General features: G+C 49.0%; 17 protein-coding genes. 15 read left to right on the top strand and 2 right to left on the bottom strand.

Annotated elements, in window-relative coordinates; translation table 11 throughout:
• The first annotated feature begins 663 nt into the window (after positions 1–663).
• From hdcC to HV041_RS23775, 14 genes are all read left to right on the top strand, one after another.
• Positions 664–2,016, top strand: coding sequence for a histidine-histamine antiporter (gene hdcC, locus HV041_RS23840; protein ID WP_048213364.1), 1,353 nt, complete (start codon positions 664–666; stop codon positions 2,014–2,016).
• Positions 2,017–2,056: 40 nt separating this feature from the next.
• Complete coding sequence (locus tag HV041_RS23835) at positions 2,057–3,193, top strand: histidine decarboxylase (RefSeq protein WP_121585089.1); 1,137 nt, start codon at positions 2,057–2,059, stop codon at positions 3,191–3,193.
• Positions 3,194–3,405: 212 nt separating this feature from the next.
• Positions 3,406–4,788 (top strand): amino acid permease, encoded by a 1,383-nt coding sequence (locus HV041_RS23830; protein ID WP_048213362.1) that lies wholly within the window; start codon positions 3,406–3,408, stop codon positions 4,786–4,788.
• Positions 4,785–6,053 carry a histidine--tRNA ligase gene (hisS, locus tag HV041_RS23825; RefSeq protein ID WP_048213361.1) on the top strand — a complete coding sequence of 423 codons (1,269 nt, stop codon included), beginning with the start codon at positions 4,785–4,787 and terminating at the stop codon, positions 6,051–6,053. The genes HV041_RS23830 and hisS overlap by 4 nt, the downstream gene beginning before the upstream one ends.
• 148 nt (positions 6,054–6,201) lie before the next feature.
• On the top strand, positions 6,202–8,040 hold the full coding sequence (locus HV041_RS23820; protein ID WP_048213360.1) for an ATP phosphoribosyltransferase regulatory subunit: 1,839 nt from the start codon (positions 6,202–6,204) through the stop codon (positions 8,038–8,040).
• A gap of 674 nt (positions 8,041–8,714) precedes the next feature.
• Positions 8,715–9,653, top strand: a complete 939-nt coding sequence (gene tdcA, locus HV041_RS23815; RefSeq protein WP_048213359.1) for a transcriptional regulator TdcA — start codon at positions 8,715–8,717, stop codon at positions 9,651–9,653.
• 98 nt (positions 9,654–9,751) lie between these two features.
• Positions 9,752–10,741, top strand: coding sequence for a bifunctional threonine ammonia-lyase/L-serine ammonia-lyase TdcB (gene tdcB, locus HV041_RS23810; protein WP_048213358.1), 990 nt, complete (start codon positions 9,752–9,754; stop codon positions 10,739–10,741).
• Positions 10,742–10,763: 22 nt separating this feature from the next.
• Positions 10,764–12,095, top strand: a complete 1,332-nt coding sequence (gene tdcC / locus HV041_RS23805; RefSeq protein ID WP_005131699.1) for a threonine/serine transporter TdcC — start codon at positions 10,764–10,766, stop codon at positions 12,093–12,095.
• Positions 12,096–12,126: 31 nt separating this feature from the next.
• Positions 12,127–13,335: a propionate kinase gene (tdcD, locus tag HV041_RS23800; protein WP_121585088.1), complete on the top strand. Its 1,209-nt coding sequence runs from the start codon at positions 12,127–12,129 to the stop codon at positions 13,333–13,335.
• Positions 13,336–13,363: 28 nt separating this feature from the next.
• Positions 13,364–15,658: a formate C-acetyltransferase gene (gene pflB / locus HV041_RS23795; RefSeq protein WP_048213356.1), complete on the top strand. Its 2,295-nt coding sequence runs from the start codon at positions 13,364–13,366 to the stop codon at positions 15,656–15,658.
• 13 nt (positions 15,659–15,671) lie between these two features.
• The gene (locus tag HV041_RS23790) at positions 15,672–16,067 is read left to right on the top strand and encodes an enamine/imine deaminase (RefSeq protein WP_048213355.1); all 396 of its coding nucleotides are present in this window, start codon (positions 15,672–15,674) and stop codon (positions 16,065–16,067) included.
• Between the two features lie 87 nt (positions 16,068–16,154).
• Complete coding sequence (gene tdcG, locus HV041_RS23785) at positions 16,155–17,519, top strand: L-serine ammonia-lyase (RefSeq protein ID WP_061068663.1); 1,365 nt, start codon at positions 16,155–16,157, stop codon at positions 17,517–17,519.
• 283 nt (positions 17,520–17,802) lie between these two features.
• On the top strand, positions 17,803–19,134 hold the full coding sequence (locus tag HV041_RS23780; RefSeq protein ID WP_121585087.1) for an amino acid permease: 1,332 nt from the start codon (positions 17,803–17,805) through the stop codon (positions 19,132–19,134).
• Positions 19,135–19,158: 24 nt separating this feature from the next.
• The gene (locus tag HV041_RS23775) at positions 19,159–20,469 is read left to right on the top strand and encodes a serine dehydratase subunit alpha family protein (RefSeq protein WP_115601421.1); all 1,311 of its coding nucleotides are present in this window, start codon (positions 19,159–19,161) and stop codon (positions 20,467–20,469) included.
• 54 nt (positions 20,470–20,523) lie between these two features.
• Here HV041_RS23775 and HV041_RS23770 read toward each other — a convergent pair whose 3' ends face one another.
• Together HV041_RS23770 and HV041_RS23765 are read right to left on the bottom strand one after the other, a co-directional pair.
• Entirely contained in the window at positions 20,524–20,673 is a 150-nt protein-coding gene (locus tag HV041_RS23770) for a hypothetical protein (protein WP_121585086.1), read from the bottom strand.
• 26 nt (positions 20,674–20,699) lie between these two features.
• Positions 20,700–21,401, bottom strand: a complete 702-nt coding sequence (locus HV041_RS23765; RefSeq protein WP_048213351.1) for a pirin family protein — start codon at positions 21,399–21,401, stop codon at positions 20,700–20,702.
• A 104-nt stretch (positions 21,402–21,505) separates the two neighbouring features.
• Between HV041_RS23765 and yhaJ the strand changes: the two genes are divergently transcribed.
• Positions 21,506–22,402, top strand: a complete 897-nt coding sequence (yhaJ, locus tag HV041_RS23760; RefSeq protein WP_048213350.1) for a DNA-binding transcriptional regulator YhaJ — start codon at positions 21,506–21,508, stop codon at positions 22,400–22,402.
• Positions 22,403–22,417 lie beyond the last annotated feature (15 nt).

Below are 22,417 nucleotides of genomic sequence, written 5' to 3'. Positions count from 1 at the left end.
TGTGAGACAGAATAGATGAATGACTGTCCACGACGCTATGCTCAAAAGAACGCGGCTTATCGGATAGCTTCACTCTTTATAGAATCCCGCTTCGGCGGGGTTTTTACTTTGTGAGACAGAATAGATGAATGACTGTCCACGACGCTATGCTCAAAAGAACGCGGCTTATCGGTCAGCTTCACTCTTTATAGAATCCCGCTCCGGCGGGGTTTTTGCTTTGTGTGGCGTAGCCCACAGGAAGTCATCATTCTGTCCGTTGTAACATAAATTATGTTCTCTCCTTTGAATTGCCATCTTCTACTTTATTCATATCAGAAATACCCGTTTTTGGCGTGATAAACAGAGTGTCTTTAAATTACTCATGATCTTTAACATTAAAGCAATACCATCAACAAAAAATTACATTATTAATAAATGATCGTTGTGATTTTTTTCTGATTATTTTAGTGTCGCCTTTTCTTTATTCAGGTCGAATAAAAGGGGACAGAGTCAATTACTAATAAAATGGTTAAAAAGTAAGCGAAAAAACCGCTCAAAAAAAATTGATTCATTATTATTTTTGATTGTTGTCACAATAATGGACATTTCTATTCATAACAATGACCCACGAATTCAGTACGAATTTCCACTTATTGCAAAATTTTAAATTAATAGGAAACCATTATGGGAACAGTAAGCTCAGGCTCTGCTCATAAAATGGGAGTCATTGCCCTAACGTTAGTGACTGCATCAAATATGATGGGGTCTGGCGTATTTATGTTGCCAACTAATCTCGCAGGCATAGGCTCCATCTCAATATGGGGATGGGTATTTACCATCATCGGTGTTATTGCACTTGCATTAGTTTTCGCTAAAACCAGTTTAATTACACCTCGTACCGGCGGTATCGTTGCTTATGCCAGTGATGCCTTCGGCCCATTCATTGGGTTTCAGACAACAATGTGCTATTGGATCAGCGCATGGGTAGGTAACGTTGCATTATTGGTCGCAGGTGTCGGCTATCTCAGTTTCTTTTTCCCGGAGCTTAAAAATCCAACTTACGGTTGTATTGCCGCAATTATTATTCTGTGGGCATTTGTTTTCCTTGCTAGTTTTGGTGCCAAAGTTGCGGGGCGGGCACAATCCTTTACCGCAACCTGCGGGTTAATCGTAATATTAGGCGTAGGATTTATTGGGTGGTTCTGGTTTAACCCGTCGCTCTATACTGAAGTTTATAATGGAACGGGACATAGTGATTCCTCGGCAATTATTTCTGCTGCGTCGATTGCGCTATGGGGCTTCCTTGGTATTGAATCTGCAGTCGTTTCTACCGGTCAGGTCGAAGATCCTGAACGCACGGTTCCTCGGGCTACCGTTATGGGGTTATTAATCGCTTCCGTATGCTATGTTGGTAGCTGCACCGTTATTATGGGGTTGGTACCACATAATGTTCTGGTAGATTCAGCCGCACCTTTTGCTGATGCCGCACGCTATATGTTCGGTAATACGGCAGGGAACATTGCTTCCGCACTGAGCATCATTGCCTGCTTTGGCTCAATTTCAGGTTGGTTGATACTTCAGTCAGAAGGTCCGCGCGCAGGTGCTCAACAAGGACTTTTCCCGAAATTCTTTGAAGAAACCAACAAGCAAGATGTCCCGATGAAAAGCCTCGTTTTTACCGGTGTATTAATGAGTATTGTCTTGCTTCTGACGGCATCTCCGAATCTGGCGAAACAATTCCAGGCTGTAATCTTAATGTCGGTATTTGCTTCACTTCTGCCATATATGTACGCCCTGATTTCGCTTCCAATTATCCTTGTTTCAAAGAAAGCCAATCGTGGAAGATCGTTTATGTTTTACTGCACGTTGGTTGTTATTGGCATGATTTACTGCATTTTTGCTTTGCTTGGTTCTGGCAGCGACTCCATATTCTGGGGCATCTTGATGATGATGGTAACCATTCCATTGTTCTCATTTGTTGCTGCCGGGCGTAGTAAGAAAGGTCAGGATATTCTTTATTTAGATAAACGTATCTAAACGTATCCAACTGTATTGGTTTTATCCACGGGAGTTTAAAATGACATTATCTATTGTCGATCAGAATAAGCTCGATGCTTTTTGGTCATATTGCGTAAAAAATCAGTATTTTAATATAGGTTATCCGGAGTCAGCCGACTTCGATTACACGATACTGGAACGGTTTATGCGTTTCTCCATAAATAATTGTGGTGACTGGGGGGAGTATTGCAATTATTTGCTGAACTCGTTTGATTTTGAAAAAGAAGTAATAGAGTATTTCGCCAGTATTTTCAAAATCCCATTCGAAGAAAGCTGGGGTTACGTTACCAATGGGGGAACTGAAGGCAATATGTTTGGCTGCTATCTGGGGCGTGAACTGTTTCCAGAAGGTACGCTTTATTACTCGAAAGATACTCATTATTCCGTTGCGAAAATTGTTAAGTTGTTGCGCATTAAATCAAGTCTGGTGGAATCACAGCCGAATGGTGAGATGGACTATGATGATTTGATTCGTAAAATTCAACGCGATAACGAAGAACATCCGATTATTTTTGCAAATATCGGCACAACCGTTCGTGGCGCTATTGATAATATTGCTGAGATCCAACAACGGATTGGTCAACTGGGTATCAAACGTGACGATTATTATCTACACGCTGATGCTGCGTTGAGCGGTATGATTTTGCCGTTTGTGAACGATCCGCAGCCTTTTAACTTCGCTGATGGTATTGATTCTATTGGCGTTTCAGGTCACAAAATGATTGGTTCGCCTATTCCCTGCGGCATCGTGGTAGCGAAAAGGAAAAACGTTGACCGGATTTCTGTCGAAATTGATTACATCTCTGCACACGATAAAACCATTTCTGGTTCTCGTAACGGCCATACACCGCTAATGATGTGGGAAGCTATTCGCAGCCATTCCTGGAGCGACTGGCAACGCCGCATTGAACATAGCCTGAATATGGCGCAGTACGCAGTCGATCGCTTACAGGCTGCTGGTATTGATGCCTGGCGCAATAAAAACTCTATTACCGTGGTTTTCCCTTGTCCGTCAGAAGCCGTCTGGAAGAAGCACTGTCTGGCCACCTCCGGTGACATCGCTCACCTGATTACCACTGCGCACCACCTTGACTCCAGCAAGATTGATGAGCTGATTGACGATGTGATTGCTGACCTGAACCAGCAGGCCGCATGAAGAAAGGGCAGTGATAATCATCACTGCCCTCAGGGGCGGCGCAACCGATGCCGAGACCAATCATTATCGGTTGCGTCTATCAGGCTCTGTTCTTACAGAGCCTTCAACGAGATTAACGCTTTACCGATGGGTTGTAACGACAAACTTTGGCCCTGGACATGCGCGGGAGGAGTCCCGTTCATCTCACTATGATCTATTAAATGAGGACTGGCATGGATAAATGTTGCGCGAAGACAAACCAAATGGGTCTGCTTGCGCTGACCATGATGACAGCATCAAATATGATGGGTAGCGGTGTGTTTATGCTGCCTGCCACGCTTGCGAGAATAGGTTCAATCTCTGTCTGGGGATGGGGACTCGCGTTTTTAGCGATTGCTGCTCTGGCACTCATTTTCTGCAAAATGAGTGAGTTATTTCCGCGCAATGGCGGCATCATAGCCAGTATTACTGCCAGCTTTGGCCCCTTTATCGGCCTACAAATGACATTGTTCTATTGGTTGTCAACGTGGATTGGCAACTGCGCGCTGCTGTTAGCCGGCGTGGGATATCTCTCTTTCTTCTTCCCGGTATTACACAACCCACTTTATGGTACGACAGCATGCATTGTGCTGCTTTGGTGCTCTGTTCTTTGGGGATTACGTGGAGCGAAACGGGTTGGCTATATGCAAATGTTCACGGGCAGCTGCATGGTGCTGGTGATCCTCAGCATCGGCGTCATGGGCTGGGGACATTTTGACGTTGCGCGTTATCAGGCAGCCTGGAATCTTAGTGGCGTCAGTGATCATCAGGCAATCATTAACGCGGCAACTATCTCATTATGGGGTTTTCTGGGCATTGAATCTGCATCTGTCTCGTTTAGCCAAGTGAAAAACCCACGCCGCACAATACCTCTGGCCACCTTGTTAGGGTTGGGGCTCGCTGGGTTATGTTATGCCAGTTCAACCAATGTCATGATGGGGCTACTCCCCCATGATGTGCTGATGAACTCCTCCTCTCCTTTTGCCGACAGCGCAAAAGCAATGTGGGGAAGTACGGTTGGGGCGATTATTTCAGCCATGGTCGTTATCGCTTGCCTCGGGGCGATGCCTGGTTGGCAAATCCTGCAAACTGAAGTGCCCAGGGCTGCGGCGGAAGATAATTTACTCCCTGCTTTTTTTGCCCGTACTAACCGCCATGGTGTTCCCTGGTGTGGGTTGATTTTTACTGCAGCGCTGATGACTGCACTCCTGCTATTCACATTGTCGCCAAATCTGCAGAACCAGTTCCAGAGCGTGATTACATTGGCCATCTCTGCCAGCTTACTCCCCTATGCATTTGCTGCAGTATCACTGCCGGTCATGATAGTTGTTCATCGCCGGGGAGGTGATGCCAGTTTCTGGAGTTATTGCTGCCTCAGCCTGGTTGCGTTGAGCTTTATTGCACTGGCGCTAATGACAGAGAGTGCCTCTACCGTGGTATGGGGCATTATTTTACAGATGATCACCATCCCTCTTTACCTTCTTTATGTTGCCCGGCGCCATCGTCTGAACAAGGGTGTCCCGCAGCACAATTTGACTGAACAATCTTTTTCTTTATTAAGCAAGGAGTTGTCATGAGCAAAATTCAGGCTATACGAGGTATGCGCGATGTGCTGCCTGACGAAACACCAATGTGGCAGTGGCTGGAGCGTAAATTTCATCAAATGGCGTTTCGTTATGGATACCAGGAAATGCGTCTGCCGCTCCTGGAGCCCGTTGCGCTCTTTGAACGTGCGGTGGGTGAAGCGACCGATATCGTCTCAAAAGAAATGTACGATTTTACCGATAAAAGCGGTGAGCATATTACCTTGCGTCCGGAAGGGACCAGCGGATGTATGCGTGCGGTCCTGGAAAATAACATGTGTTACAACAAGTCACAGCGTTTGTGGTATCAGGGACCGATGTTTCGTTACGAGCGTCCGCAAAAAGGGCGGTTACGCCAGTTCACGCAGTTTGGCGTCGAAGCCTTCGGAATGTCCGGTGCCGATGTTGATGCTGAACTGATCTTTATGGTGCGCGATCTATTTGAAGATTTAGGCATATCACAGAACGTCCGGCTGGAAATTAACTCATTAGGGACGCCGGAAGAACGCCAGGCACATCGCAGGGAACTGGTGAGTTGGTTTACTCAACATAGAGACTTGTTGGACGAAGACAGCATCAAGCGTCTGGACGTAAACCCTCTGCGTATCCTCGATAGTAAAAACCCTGAAATGCAAGAAATGATAGAGAACGCACCTCGTTTACTGGATTTTCTGGAGGATGATTCACAGCGGCATTTCAATACGTTGCGGACTCTGCTCGACAATGCCGATATAACCTATCACATTAACCCACGCTTGGTGCGCGGGTTGGATTACTATTCACGCACTGTTTTTGAATGGATTACCGATGACTTAGGTTCTCAGGGGACAGTCTGCGGTGGTGGTCGTTATGATGGTCTGGCTGAGTTATTTAATGGTAAGAAATTGCCCGCCTGTGGGTTTGCCATAGGTATCGAACGATTGTTGCTTCTGCTGCAGACTGTTTATGATGGTCTGAATCCTCAGTGGCAATTCCATCCTGACGTTGTGATTACCAGCGAGCTGGAGGATGGGGGCATACAGGTGCAAGTGCTGGCTTGCGCGCTTCGTCGAGACTTGCCTGGTTTGCGTGTCCTCACTGATTGTAGCGGTACCAAACTTAAACGACAGCATCAAAATGCCCTTAAGAGCGGTTGTCGTTTTATTCTGACCATTAATGCTGATCAACAAATTCGTCTTTGGGATTTACAAAATAACCAGCAAAATTTACTAGCGATTCAAGATATTGCATTACGACTTGATGAGCTTAACCAGAAATAAGTGAACTGGGCTATCAAAAGGGCATCTTGTTGTCTTTTGGTAGCTCCTGTAAGATTCTCTAGAAATCCTAATATATTAACAGACGTGGCTTATGCACTAATAAAAAACACTATTTAGCCAACTTAAATATTATTTAAACATTATTCCTATGCCACGAAAAAACCGATTATTTATCGATGGAATTCCTCACCTCGTGCAATTGTGCGGGCATAATGATGAAACTATTTTTAAAGGTGAAGAAGATTACCAGTATTTTTATCAATGCGTCGACACTGCAATGAGTATCTATGCGGTAAGATTACATGCGTATTCACTTTCATCAAAGAAAATATTTTTATTTCTGTCCGCTCCTGATAAAGAATGCCTCGGGCGTTTTATGCAATATATCGCCAAAGGTTACACCCACTACTTCAACCACCGTCACCAACGCCATGGCACGCTTTGGGATAGTCGATACAATTGCTGCCCCGTCGAACCCAACGCCTATTTCTTACTGACAAAAAAATACGTTGAATGCCATTGCGTGGATGAAACTCCGCATCATAGTTTTGCTGATTCCCCCGAAGTGCGGATCACTCCCCATGAAGAGTACCTGCGCCTCGGAGAAAATGCGGCGCAGCGTTCCGGTGCCTACCAGCGCTTTTGCCTGGGGATGATTGTTCCGGCAGTCATTACGCGTATTGAGTCATCACTGGCGCAAAACTGCCTACTGGCAACGACACCTTACTCTCAGTCGCTGGAAGAAAAATATCAGCGGAATCTGCGGCCACGAAAAAGTGGTCGTCCACGTAAGCATTACCAGAACCCCGCCGCGGACTGGGAGTGGCTGGAAAAAAAAGCGGAGTATTTATTGCAGCAGTATTGCTACAAGGAGATCCGCATGCCGCTTCTTGAAAGGCTGGAAGAAAACGCTACGAGGTCTTTTTCCGGTGAAAGTGATGAGCTAATGCTTAATCATCAGGCGTTATTTCGCGGTGATGGAACGATGGGCTGTCTACGGCTTTTATCGCAATATCAGAATTTACAAATTGGCACACGATTATGGTATCTGGGGGCAATGTTCCGCCGTCAGAACCAGCAGAACATCAGCCAATTTCATCAATTGGGCGTGGAAGCGTTTGGCTATCCAGATATTGGCATTGAGATTGAACTCATTTCCTTACAGTACGATTTTTTCAAATCGCTACAACTGTTGCCGTTTGTCGAACTCAAAATCAATACATTAGGCAATGTCGAAGAGTTCACTCAATTTCGCCGTCACTTGCAGCAATACTATCAGCCGCTGGCATCACTGCTTAATGCCAGGCAGTTAGCTTGCCTGGAGCAACATCCTGAGCGCTTACTGAGTGATAAAGATAATTTGATGCTGCGCCTGGCAGAAAAGGCGCCGCAACTTGAAGCATGCCTGTCATTACAATCCCGTCAGCGTTTTACGCACCTTTGCGACTCACTGACTGCACTGAATATCCCTTTTACCCACGATAAAAATCTCTTCCCCGTAAATGACTATAACGACCAGCTTTTTGAATGGTATGCGGATTCGTTGCATCACAATAAATTACTGTGTCGGGGCGGGCGTTACGACAATAGCGCCAGTCGGCTAATTGGGCATCCTGTCTCTGCATGCGGCTTCGCTTTCATGCTGGAACCGATTATGCAGTTGCTTACCGCTACGAAAAAAAGCAGCGATTATGCTAAGCATGTCGATGTTGTCATCATACCCAGCCAGGAAAGGGCACGGGATCAGGCAATACTACTTGGCCGCCGGCTCAGGCGTAATTTCCCGCATTTGAGCATTGTCAATGACTGCTCCACGCTACGCTTATCGACCCGGCAGAAGAACGCGCAACGCCAGGGAGCACGTTTTATTTTGCTTATAGACGGCAGCGACAATGAGGTCACTTTTTGTGATGAAGAAAACCATTGCTGGGTGCAAATCCCCCTTCATGAAGTGACAGCGCATTTAAGTATGGCGTTAATGATGTAACCCGGTGGCTCGCAATGAGAAGTGGCATTCCCTTTATTGAAGGGGATAACGTTCTTTATCTGGTAAAAGGTACTGGTGGATATTTCCCGTTTTGTGACAACCAACACAAAACGCTGTGCGATACGTTTTTCTCGAGAATAAATGAACGCAATCGATCGCCATCACAAAATTACTCGCTGATAAATCGTACAAAATCAGTGTTAATATAATGTTGCATATGATAATTTTATGTATGATTTTGTTTGAATATTAATAAATGCAATGTTTCTTTACAAACAAATAAGGCGAAAAAATGTGATGCATGGCGTTATTTATTCATGGTTACAATTAAAATATAATTAAATTTGATAAGTTGCTTATTAAATTTAAGCATCATTTTGCCGGATAATTGCTCTGTAATTGATTGAAATATAGCCTTTCACGATTTTTGGAAATAGCGGAAAAAACAGGTGTGTTATTGCCATAAAATTCCGTTATCCCCCCATCTTTTTTTGATTAAAGTCAGGTTAAAGTGAGATCGTGTTTTTATAATTTGTTGATTATAAAGAGTTTTATTGTTTAATAATAATCTTACAAAATGTAAGTGAAGGGGATTTGTGAGTGGTCGCACATATCCTCGATTGCTTAATTTGGTACACTTCCTGCCGTCAACAAAGTAATTAACGCAGGTCGATATGAATACTATTACTCTCCCTAAAACACAGCATTTAGTGGTCTTTCAGGAAGTCATTAGAAGTGGTTCTATCGGCTCGGCTGCAAAAGAATTAGGTTTAACTCAACCCGCTGTCAGCAAAATCATTAACGATGTTGAGGCTTATTTTGGCATTGAGTTAGTCGTACGTAAAAATACTGGTGTGACACTGACCCAGGCAGGTCAGGTGATGCTTTCATGGTCTGAATCCATTACCCGCGAAATGAAAAACATGGTTGATGAGATGAACAGCATGACCAGCAACGCGGTCGTTGATGTGTCGTTTGGCTTCCCTTCACTGATCGCCTTTACCATCATGTCCGGCATGATAAAAAAATTTAAAGAGGTGTTCCCGAAAGCGCAGGTTTCCATGTATGAGGCTCAGCTCTCCTCTTTCTTACCTGCGGTACGCGATGGGCGTCTGGATTTCGCCATTGGTACGCTGAGCGATGAGATGAAACTGCAGGACCTCCATGTTGAGCCGCTTTTTGAGTCAGAGTTTATTCTGGTGGCCAGTAAGTCCCGAACATGCACCGGCATCACCTCGCTGAGCGCGTTGAAAAACGAACAGTGGGTGTTGCCACAAACGAATATGGGTTACTACAGCGAACTTCTCACCACGTTACAAAATAATGGCATCAGCAGTGAAAACATCGTTAAAACAGACTCCGTTGTCACGATTTATAATCTTGTTCTCAATGCTGATTTCTTAACAGTAATTCCCTGTGATATGACCGCCCCATTTGGTTCAGACCAGTTTATTACTATCCCGGTAGAAGAAGCCTTACCGGTTGCACGTTATGCCGCCGTTTGGTCTAAAAATTATCGAATAAAAAAAGCAGCATCTATTTTGGTTGAATTAGCCAAAGAATATTCATCATATAATTCTTGTAGGCGAAAGCAATTAATTGAAATTGATTAAAGATTGAACTTGTTTTAATGAGAAATTAACGCCATCGGTCTATATCAGACGTTGGTCACGGCTATCTATTTACTTTAATACCCAGGTAAGAGGTTCTAATGCACATTACATACGATCTCCCAGTTGCAATTGAAGATATCCTCGAAGCGAAAAAAAGACTGGCGGGGAAAATTTATAAAACGGGAATGCCTCGCTCTAACTATTTTAGTGAACGTTGCAAAGGGGAAATTTTCCTCAAGTTTGAAAACATGCAGCGTACCGGTTCATTTAAAATCCGTGGCGCTTTTAACAAGCTCAGTTCCTTAACTGAAGCAGAAAGAATGAAGGGTGTGGTGGCTTGCTCTGCAGGTAACCATGCGCAGGGCGTTTCTCTCTCCTGCGCTATGCTCGGTATCGACGGCAAAGTGGTGATGCCAAAAGGCGCGCCGAAGTCTAAAGTGGCGGCAACCTGCGATTATTCCGCAGAAGTTGTGCTGCACGGCGACAACTTCAACGACACCATCGCGAAGGTCAGCGAGATTGTGGAAACGGAAGGCCGTATCTTTATTCCGCCATACGATGACCCGAAAGTTATTGCGGGCCAGGGAACGATTGGCCTGGAAATTTTAGAAGATCTGTACGATGTCGATAACGTGATTGTACCAATTGGCGGTGGCGGACTGATTGCGGGTATTGCCGTAGCAATTAAATCTATCAACCCAACAATTAGAATTATTGGTGTGCAGTCTGAAAACGTTCACGGCATGGCGGCATCTTTCCACGCTGGAGAAATAACCACGCACCGAACGACCGGCACCCTGGCGGATGGTTGTGACGTCTCTCGCCCGGGTACTTTAACGTATGAAATTGTTCGTGAGTTGGTGGATGACATTGTCCTGGTCAGCGAAGATGAAATTCGCAACAGCATGGTGGCATTAATTCAGCGAAATAAAGTTGTGACTGAAGGTGCCGGTGCGCTGGCATGCGCAGCATTATTAAGCGGGAAATTAGATAGCTATATCCAGAACAGAAAAACAGTCAGCATTATTTCTGGCGGTAATATCGACCTTTCTCGTGTATCTCAAATTACTGGTTTAGTTGACGCTTAATATACTTCGTTGAGGATAGGATATGAGTACTACTGATAGCATTGTATCCAGCCAGACAAAACAGTCGTCCTGGCGCAAATCGGACACCACCTGGACACTGGGTTTATTTGGTACAGCCATCGGCGCAGGGGTGCTGTTCTTCCCTATCCGCGCAGGTTTTGGCGGACTGATCCCCATTCTGATCATGCTGGTGTTAGCATACCCCATCGCCTTCTATTGCCACCGTGCGCTGGCACGCCTGTGTCTTTCCGGTTCTAATCCTTCCGGTAACATCACAGAAACGGTTGAAGAGCACTTTGGTAAAACGGGCGGCGTGGTTATCACGTTCCTCTACTTCTTTGCGATTTGTCCGCTGCTGTGGATTTATGGCGTCACCATTACCAACACCTTTATGACCTTCTGGGAAAACCAGCTGCAGATGCCCGCGTTAAACCGTGGCTTCGTGGCACTGTTCCTGCTGCTGTTGATGGCATTCGTCATCTGGTTCGGTAAAGATCTGATGGTTAAAGTGATGAGCTACCTGGTATGGCCGTTTATCGCCAGCCTGGTGCTAATCTCTCTGTCTCTGATTCCTTACTGGAACTCTGCGGTTATCGATCAGGTTGACCTCAGCAATATCGCACTGACTGGCCATGACGGCATCCTGGTTACCGTATGGCTGGGTATTTCCATCATGGTGTTCTCTTTCAACTTCTCGCCAATCGTTTCTTCCTTCGTGGTCTCTAAACGCGAAGAGTATGAGAAAGATTTCGGTCGCGAATTTACCGAGCAGAAATGTTCCAAAATCATCTCCCGCGCCAGTATGCTGATGGTTGCCGTGGTTATGTTCTTCGCCTTTAGCTGCCTGTTTACGCTGTCTCCGGCAAATATGGCGGATGCGAAAGCACAGAACATTCCAGTACTGTCTTACCTGGCGAACCACTTCGCGTCACTGTCCGGTACGAAGTCCACCTTCGCGACCGTTCTGGAGTACGGTGCTTCTATCATCGCCCTGGTCGCTATCTTCAAATCTTTCTTCGGCCACTATCTGGGTACGCTGGAAGGTCTGAACGGTCTGGTGCTGAAGTTTGGTTACAAAGGCGATAAAACGAAAGTTTCCGTCGGCAAACTGAACACCATCAGCATGATCTTCATCATGGGCTCCACCTGGGTTGTGGCTTACGCCAACCCGAACATCCTGGACCTGATTGAAGCAATGGGCGCGCCGATTATCGCCTCACTGCTCTGCCTGCTGCCGATGTATGCCATCCGTAAAGCGCCGTCACTGGCGAAATACCGTGGCCGTCTGGATAACGTGTTTGTTACCGCGATTGGTCTGCTGACCATCCTGAACATTGTCTACAAACTGTTTTAATCCATAAGCTCAGGATGAGCGGAGTAGTGAAATGAATGAGTTTCCGGTAGTACTGGTTATTAACTGTGGTTCATCTTCCATTAAATTCTCAGTGCTGGATGCAGCAAACTGTGAAGTTTTACTGGCGGGAATTGCAGACGGTATTAACTCTGAAAATGCGTTCATAGCAATTAATGGAGGAGAGCCAGCTAAGCTGGCTCACCACAGCTACGAAGACGCATTAAAAGCCATTGCCGTTGAACTGGAGAAACGTAATTTAATGGACAGCGTGGCCTTAATTGGCCACCGCATTGCCCACGGCGGAAATATCTTTACCGAATCAGCCATTATTACTGATGAAGTTATCGAAAATATCCGCCGGGTCTCTCCTTTAGCACCGTTACATAATTATGCGAACTTAAGCGGAATCGAATCTGCTCAGCATCTTTTCCCTGGCCGGCAGCAGGTTGCGGTATTTGATACCAGCTTCCACCAGACGATGGCGCCTGAAGCGTATTTGTACGGTTTACCGTGGAAATATTTCGAAGAGTTGGGCGTTCGTCGTTACGGCTTCCACGGCACGTCGCATCGCTATGTTTCTCATCGTGCGCATGAGCTGCTTGAGCTACCGCACGATGATTCTGGCCTGGTTGTGGCTCACCTCGGGAATGGGGCGTCTATCTGTGCGGTGCGTAATGGACAGAGCGTGGATACCTCGATGGGGATGACGCCGCTGGAAGGCCTGATGATGGGGACACGCAGCGGTGATGTGGACTTCGGTGCGATGGCGTGGATCGCCAGTGAAACCAACCAGACGCTAAGCGACCTTGAACGCGTAGTGAATAAGGAATCTGGCCTGCTGGGTATTTCCGGTTTGTCGTCCGACTTACGTACGCTGGAAAAAGCCTGGCACGAGGGACATGAGCGTGCGCAACTGGCGATTAAAACGTTTGTGCATCGTATCGCGCGTCATATCGCCGGGCATGCCGCATCGCTGCATCGTCTTGATGGGATTATTTTCACCGGTGGTATAGGTGAAAACTCGGTATTAATTCGCCGCCTGGTGATTGAGCACCTTGCTGTTTTAGGCGTGAATATCGACAGTGAAATGAATAGTCTGCCAAATTCCCATGGCGAAAGAATTATCTCCAATAAAGATGCTCGTGTTGTTTGTGCGGTAATTCCCACAAACGAAGAGAAAATGATTGCGCGTGATGCCATTGCGTTAGGCAAAATTAATACACCAGTAGAATTTGCATAATTAATTTTCAGCAGAGAGATTATTTTTCATGAAGGTAAATATCGATACCAGCGATATGCTGTATGCCGAAGCCTGGAATGGCTTTAAAGGTACGGACTGGAAAGAAGAAATTAATGTCCGTGATTTTATTCAGCACAACTATACGCCTTATGAAGGGGATGAATCTTTCCTCGCCGAAGCCACGCCTGCGACCACAGCATTGTGGGAAAAAGTCATGGCGGGCATCCGTATTGAAAACTCGACGCATGCGCCGGTTGATTTTGATACCAATATTGCGACGACAATTACCGCACACGATGCGGGTTATATTGAACAGGAACTGGAAAAAATCGTCGGTCTGCAAACGGATAAGCCACTCAAGCGTGCTCTGCATCCGTTTGGCGGCATCAACATGATCAAAAGCTCTTTTGATGCTTATGGCCGTGAAATGGATGCTGATTTTGAGTACCAGTTTACTGAACTGCGTAAAACCCATAACCAGGGTGTATTCGACGCCTACTCTCCGGATATGCTGCGCTGCCGTAAATCCGGCGTGCTGACCGGTCTGCCGGACGGCTATGGTCGTGGCCGTATCATCGGTGACTATCGCCGCGTCGCGCTGTACGGTATCCGCTACCTGGTGCGCGAGCGTGAACTGCAGTTTGCCGATCTCCAGTCGAACCTGGAGTGGGGGCAGAATCTTGAAGCCACGATTCGCCTGCGTGAAGAGCTGTCTGAACATCGCCGCGCCCTGCTGCAAATGCAGGAAATGGCGGCGAAATATGGCTGCGATATCTCCCGCCCGGCGCGTAATGCGCAGGAAGCGGTGCAGTGGGTGTACTTTGCTTATCTGGCTGCGGTGAAATCGCAGAACGGCGGCGCGATGTCGCTGGGTCGCACCGCATCGTTCCTCGACATCTACATTGAGCGCGATTTCAAAGCGGGAATTTTAGACGAGCAGCAGGCGCAGGAGCTGATCGACCACTTCATTATGAAGATCCGTATGGTACGCTTCCTGCGTACGCCGGAATTCGACACCCTGTTCTCAGGCGACCCTATCTGGGCGACCGAAGTTATCGGCGGTATGGGGCTGGATGGCCGCACGCTGGTGACGAAAAACTCGTTCCGCTACCTGCATACGCTGCACACTATGGGCCCGGCACCTGAGCCGAACCTGACGGTGCTGTGGTCTGAACAGCTACCGATTGCCTTCAAAAAATATGCTGCCCAGGTGTCTATCATCACCTCGTCTTTGCAGTACGAAAACGACGATTTGATGCGTGCCGACTTTGACAGCGATGACTATGCCATTGCCTGCTGCGTCAGCCCGATGGTTATCGGCAAACAAATGCAGTTCTTCGGCGCACGTGCCAACCTCGCCAAAACGTTGCTGTATGCAATCAACGGCGGCGTGGATGAGAAGCTGAAAATCCAGGTCGGGCCGAAAACAGCACCGCTGATGGATGACGTGCTGGACTACGATACGGTGATGGAGAGCCTGGACCACTTTATGGACTGGCTGGCCGTGCAGTACATCAGTGCGCTGAACATCATCCACTACATGCACGACAAGTACAGCTACGAAGCCTCGCTGATGGCGCTGCACGATCGTGATGTCTATCGCACGATGGCCTGCGGCATGGCGGGTCTGTCCGTAGCGGCGGATTCTCTGTCGGCTATTAAGTACGCCCGCGTGAAACCGATTCGCGATGAAAACGGCCTGGCAATTGATTTCGAAATCGAAGGCGACTATCCGCAGTACGGCAACAACGACGAGCGCGTGGACAGCATTGCCTGCGACCTGGTCGAACGCTTTATGAAGAAAATTAAAGTGTTGCCAACTTACCGTAACGCGGTGCCGACGCAGTCCATCCTGACCATCACTTCCAACGTAGTGTACGGACAGAAAACCGGTAACACGCCGGACGGACGTCGCGCAGGTACGCCGTTTGCGCCAGGGGCGAACCCGATGCATGGCCGCGATCGTAAAGGTGCGGTGGCGTCGTTAACCTCGGTCGCCAAACTGCCGTTTACCTATGCCAAAGACGGTATCTCGTACACCTTCTCCATTGTGCCGGCAGCGCTGGGCAAAGAGGACAGCGTACGTAAAACCAACCTGGTCGGTCTGCTGGACGGTTACTTCCATCATGAAGCGCATGTGGAAGGCGGGCAGCATCTGAACGTTAACGTCATGAACCGTGAAATGTTGATGGATGCCATTGAGCACCCGGAAAACTATCCGAACCTGACGATCCGCGTGTCTGGCTATGCGGTGCGCTTCAACGCGCTGACCCGCGAACAGCAGCAGGATGTTATTTCACGTACTTTCACCCAGGCGCTCTGACGCCGGAGGGACTATGAGAAAAGTTATTGCAACCGAATGTGCGCCAGGGGCGATTGGGCCTTACGTACAGGGTGTGGATCTGGGCAGCATGGTATTGACGTCAGGTCAAATCCCGGTGTGTCCACAGACCGGTGAAGTGGCGGAAAACGTAGCCGATCAGGCGCGTCAAAGCCTGGAGAACGTGAAAGCGATTGTCGAGTCTGCAGGTTTGAAAGTGAGCGATATCGTGAAGACCACCGTTTTCGTTTCCGACCTGAACGACTTCGCCACCATCAATCAGGTGTACCAGCAGTTCTTTGATGAGCATAAGGCAATCTACCCTACGCGCAGCTGCGTGCAGGTCGCCCGCTTACCAAAGGATGTGAAGCTGGAGATTGAAGCCATCGCCGTACGTGGCGACATGCTGTAATCCCTTGCGGGGCGATCTCAGGATCGCCCCGATCCTTAATGAGTGTGAAACCTGGTCTTCACTGAACGGCAATCCGAGGGTGTGGATATGATTAGCGCATTCGATATTTTCAAGATTGGCATTGGACCTTCCAGCTCCCATACCGTGGGGCCAATGAATGCAGGTAAAAGCTTTATTGATCTGTTGGTCAGCAGCGGGGAACTTCCCAGGGCCACACATATTGTGGTCGATCTTTATGGATCGCTTTCCCTGACCGGAAAAGGTCATGCGACAGATGTCGCCATCATGATGGGGCTGGCCGGTAACAGTCCGCAAAACGTTAATATAGATTCAATCGCTGGTTTTACTCAGGAAGTAGCCCGTACCGGACGTTTACCGGTGGCAGAGGGCACGCATATTGTCGATTTCTCCCCAGACGAAAATATTCTCTTTCACGCCGAAACGCTGCCGCGCCATGAAAATGGTATGCGTATCACCGCGTGGAACGGCAGCGAGACGCTGTTAAGCAAAACCTATTACTCCGTCGGCGGTGGTTTTATCGTTGAAGAGGAGCAATTTGGTCAGGCGCATGATGTTGAAGCACACGTGCCCTACAATTTTCATTCCGCCAGCGAACTGCTGAAACTGTGTGAGCGCAACGGGCTGTCTGTTTCCGGCCTGATGATGCAAAACGAACTGGCGATGCGCAGCAAAGAAGAAATCGATGCTGGCTTTGCTGCCATTTGGGACGTCATGCATGCCGGGATTGAGCGCGGCATGAATACCGAAGGTGTGCTTCCGGGCCCGCTTAATGTACCGCGTCGCGCCGTGGCACTGCGTCGGCTGCTGGTTTCCAGCGACAACCTGTCCAGCGACCCGATGAACGTCATTGACTGGATCAACATGTTCGCGCTGGCCGTGAGCGAAGAAAACGCCGCCGGGTGTCGGGTGGTGACCGCACCGACCAACGGTGCATGCGGGATTATTCCCGCCGTCCTGGCCTATTACGACAAGTTCCGCCGTCCGGTGAATGCCAACTCCATCGCCCGTTATTTGCTGGCCGCGGGGGCGATAGGTGCGCTGTATAAGATGAATGCCTCGATTTCGGGTGCCGAAGTCGGCTGCCAGGGGGAAATTGGCGTAGCCTGTTCAATGGCGGCTGCCGGGCTGACAGAGTTGCTTGGCGGTAGCCCGTCTCAGGTGTGTATTGCGGCGGAAATCGCTATGGAGCATAACCTGGGCCTTACCTGCGATCCGGTGGCCGGGCAGGTGCAGATTCCGTGTATTGAACGTAATGCGATCAACGCAGTGAAAGCCGTCAACGCCGCCCGCATGGCGCTACGTAGGACGTCAGAACCACGCGTTTCGCTCGATAAAGTGATCGAGACCATGTATGAGACGGGCAAAGACATGAACGACAAATACCGTGAAACTTCACGTGGAGGCCTGGCTATCAAAGTGATTTGCACTTAACTGAATTTGTGTTTATTTCTCCTTTGGGCGCACTTGAGTGCGCCCTTTTTTTTGTTGTGATCTGCTTCAAAAATAGAAAATAATCCCATTTTGTAAATATAAAATAGAATAATTTTATTAAACATCATGAAATGAAGGGGTATTTATGTGAAGTTTTTCTCTGACCCTCGGCGTATGATTTCTCCATTCAAACGAACTCGCCTGCACGACTCGTACCGCGTATCGCATTGATGCGGAACGGAAAAATAATAAAACCTTACCCTACATTTTGAGCGAGATTTTTATGGAAACGGCAACGAATAACAGCGTAATACTCGACGCATCAGCGCCTGCGCGTCGGGCGGGAATGAACGAAAGCGAATGGCGGGAAGCTATTAAGTTCGACAGCACGGATACCGGCTGGGTCATTATGAGTATCGGTATGGCGATTGGTGCGGGGATTGTTTTTCTTCCTGTCCAGGTCGGGTTGATGGGGCTGTGGGTGTTCTTGCTGTCCTCTATCATTGGCTACCCAGCCATGTATCTGTTCCAGCGCCTGTTTATTAACACGCTTGCGGAATCTCCGGAATGCAAAGACTACCCGAGCGTAATCAGCGGCTATTTGGGTAAAAACTGGGGCATCCTGTTAGGCGCATTATATTTTGTGATGCTGGTAATCTGGATGTTCGTCTACTCCACGGCTATCACTAACGATAGCGCCTCTTATCTGCACACTTTTGGCGTTACTGAAGGTTTACTGTCCGACAGCCCGTTCTATGGCCTGGTGCTGATTTGCATCCTGGTGGCCATCTCGTCACGCGGAGAAAAACTGCTGTTTAAAATCTCCACCGGCATGGTGCTGACCAAGCTGCTGGTGGTGGCTGCGCTTGGTGTATCGATGGTGGGAATGTGGCATTTGTATAACGCGGGCTCACTGCCGCCGATGGCGCTGCTGATCAAAAACGCAATTATCACGCTGCCGTTTACCCTGACTTCAATTCTGTTTATTCAGACGCTAAGCCCGATGGTTATTTCGTACCGCTCTCGTGAGAAATCGATTGAGGTGGCACGCCATAAAGCTCTGCGTGCTATGAACATCGCATTCGGTATTCTGTTTGTCACCGTCTTTTTCTACGCCGTTTCCTTCACACTGGCGATGGGGCATGACGAAGCGGTTAAAGCCTATGAGCAGAACATTTCCGCTCTGGCGATTGCTGCGCAGTTTATCAGTGGTGATGGTGCAGGTTGGGTGAAAATCGTCAGCGTTATTCTGAACATTTTCGCCGTCATGACCGCCTTCTTCGGTGTTTACTTAGGCTTTCGTGAAGCGACTCAGGGGATCGTAATGAACGTGCTGCGCCGCAAAATGCCAGCCGAGAAAATCAACGAAGCCCTGGTTCAGCGCGGCATTATGGTTTTCGCCATCCTGCTGGCCTGGAGTGCAATTGTGCTCAATGCGCCGGTGCTGAGCTTTACCTCTATTTGTAGCCCAATCTTCGGCATGGTGGGCTGCTTGATCCCGGCATGGCTGGTCTACAAAGTTCCTGCATTGCACAAATACAAAGGCGCCTCTCTGTACCTGATTATCGTCACCGGCCTGTTGTTGTGCGTTTCTCCGTTCCTGGCATTTTCCTGAGTTATCTGAGCAAGGGTTGTTGTTATGTTTGAGACTACATTGAATCCATTATGGGATAGTTTTATTCGCGCGGTGCAGGAAGAAGTAAAACCTGCGCTGGGTTGTACTGAACCTATCTCTCTGGCTCTGGCTGCGGCCGTCGCTTCTGCTGAGCTGGACGGCGCGGTGGAACGCATTGATGCGTGGGTCTCACCAAACCTGATGAAAAACGGCATGGGCGTTACCGTGCCGGGTACCGGGATGGTAGGTCTTCCCGTAGCGGCTGCGCTGGGGGCTTTGGGGGGAAATGCCGAGGCTGGGTTAGAAGTACTGAAAGACGCGTCGCCACAAGCGATTGCTGATGCGAAAACGATGCTTAACGCAGGGAAGGTTGCTGTGATGCTGCAGGAGCCTTGCGAGGACATCCTCTTTTCCCGCGCGAAGGTTTACGGTGCTGAAGGATGGGCGTGCGTGACGATTGTCGGCGGTCATACCAACATTGTACACATCGAGACCAATAACGGCGTGGTGTTTACTAAGCCTGAGCAGGTTCAGGCTGATGAGCAGGAATCCCCGCTGGCAGTGCTATCCCACACGTCGCTGGAAGAGATTGTGGCATTTGTGAATGCTGTGCCGTTTGACGCTATTCGCTTTATTCTTGATGCGGCAAAACTGAACGGTGCGCTGTCTCAGGAAGGACTGCGCGGCAACTGGGGCTTGCACATCGGAACTACGCTGGAGAAGCAGTGCGCACGTGGTCTGCTGGCGAACGATCTCTCCACTGCCATTCTTATTCGTACCAGCGCGGCATCGGATGCGCGAATGGGCGGGGCGACGCTGCCGGCCATGAGCAACTCCGGTTCTGGTAATCAGGGGATTACCGCCACCGTCCCAGTGATGGTTGTAGCTGAGCATTTTGGCGCAGATGAGGAGAAACTGGCGCGTGCGCTGATGCTGTCTCACCTGAGCGCTATTTACATCCATCATCAGCTTCCGCGTTTGTCTGCGCTGTGCGCGGCAACTACGGCCGCAATGGGCGCAGCAGCGGGGATGGCATGGATCGTAGATGGTCGCTACAACACCATCGCGATGGCGATCAGCAGCATGATTGGCGACGTGAGCGGAATGATTTGCGATGGCGCTTCAAACAGCTGTGCGATGAAAGTCTCAACCAGCGCATCAGCGGCGTGGAAAGCGGTGCTGATGGCGCTGGATGATACTGCCGTAACCGGAAACGAAGGGATTGTGGCGCATAACGTGGAACAATCTATCGCTAACCTGTGTGCGCTGGCGTGTCGTTCGATGCAGGAAACCGATAAGCAGATCATTGAGATCATGGCCAGTAAGGCGCATTAATCCCCAGGTCGGGTAAGGCGTTGCCGCCACCCGGCATAAGTCTAAGCCGCCTTTTCAGGCGGCTTCTTCATCTTCCAGCCGTAGTTCAGCATCGGCCACAATCGCTTCCAGCTCTGTCAGCATTTCTTCATAGCCGAAGGGAACTGTTTCCTGTTTTTTCGGCGCAGCCTGCGGCTGGTGTTTTTTTGATGACTTCTTGCTCAATAGTCGTACTCCCTTGATTCCAATGACTATACGGGCAAATCTATCAGCAAAGCGCGCAATGGGGTATCGGCAACTAACGTTATGTTAGTTTCATCACGAATAAATGCGCCATCACCGCAGGTGAGCGCTTCTTTTTCGGCACCTGAAGTGACCGCGTGGAACGTGCCATGGATCGACTGCAAATACGCGCGAGGTCCATGTAACTGAAAACTCAGTGATTCACCTTTTTGCAACTCAACATGATGTACCCAGACCTGCTGGCGAAGATGCAGGCTACCCTGTTCACCGTCCGGTGAGGCCAGCAGCTGATGCTTACCTGCACTCAGCGTGGCTTTCTGTACGCAGGCGTTTTCGCGCTGCGGGCAGGCGTCCAGCCAGAGCTGCATTCTGGTCAGGGGCTTATCTTTGCTGATATTGTGCTCGCTGTAGCTGATCCCTGGTTGCGTAGCGAGCAGTAACACCTCTCCGGCTTTGGCCTGAATATGGTTACCTTCACTGTCGCGATACTCTGCTTCCCCTTCGAGGATCAGATTGACGATATCAACCTTTGGATAGGTACGTGGCTGGAAAGAGGCCCCCGGTGCCAGAACTTCCTGGTTCAGAACACGCAGCGAGGCATAACCCAGCAGTTTAGGATCAAAATAGTGTCCAAAGGAGAAGGTATAACGGGCCTGCAGCCAGCCGTAGTCTGCTTGCCCGCATTGTTTGGCTGTACGGGTAGTAATCATAGTTCTTGACCTCTCTTTACTTCCTTTTATGTTAAATGGCTAGACGCTGCATTGTTAGCCAGATATTCTGCCCGGTATGTTCAAATTTCCTGAATGAGAACGAGATGGCCAAAGAACGGGCTTTAACGCTTGAAGCGTTACGCGTCATGGACGCAATAGACAGGCGCGGCAGCTTTGCCGCCGCGGCAGATGAACTGGGACGCGTACCTTCCGCCCTCAGCTACACCATGCAGAAACTGGAAGAAGAGCTGGACGTGGTGCTGTTTGACCGCTCAGGTCACCGCACAAAATTTACCAACGTCGGGCGTATGCTGCTTGAACGTGGCCGCGTGTTGCTGGAGGCTGCGGATAAACTGACGACCGATGCTGAAGCACTGGCCCGTGGTTGGGAAACGCATCTGACGATTGTCACTGAAGCGTTGGTGCCAACGGCGGCATTCTTCCCGCTTATTGACCGCCTTGCCGGAAAGGCGAACACGCAGCTTTCCGTCATCACTGAAGTGCTGGCCGGGGCGTGGGAGCGTCTGGAGCAGGGCAGAGCGGATATCGTGATCGCGCCGGATATGCATTTCCGCTCATCATCAGAAATTAACTCGCGCAAGCTGTACTCGCTGATGAACGTGTATGTAGCGGCGCCGGATCACCCGATCCACCAGGAGCCGGAACCGTTGTCAGAAGTCACTCGTGTGAAATACCGGGGCATAGCGGTGGCGGATACTGCCCGTGAGCGCCCGGTGCTGACAGTTCAGCTTCTCGATAAACAACCACGCCTGACGGTGAGTACGATAGAAGATAAACGCCAGGCGCTGTTGGCTGGACTTGGAGTGGCGACGATGCCATACCCGCTGGTGGAAGCGGATATTGCGGCTGGCCGGCTGCGTGTAGTTAGCCCGGAATCGACAAACGAAATAGATATCATCATGGCCTGGCGTCGGGACAGTATGGGCGAAGCGAAGTCCTGGTGTTTGCGGGAAATCCCCAAGCTGTTTGCCGGGAAATAAGAAATACGCCCCTTC

It is taken from the genome of Citrobacter sp. RHBSTW-00029, from assembly GCF_014104295.1.
GTDB lineage: Bacteria > Pseudomonadota > Gammaproteobacteria > Enterobacterales > Enterobacteriaceae > Citrobacter > Citrobacter youngae.
The sequence above is the reverse complement of the archived record's forward strand: the minus strand, read 5'-3'. Positions and strand labels throughout refer to the sequence as shown.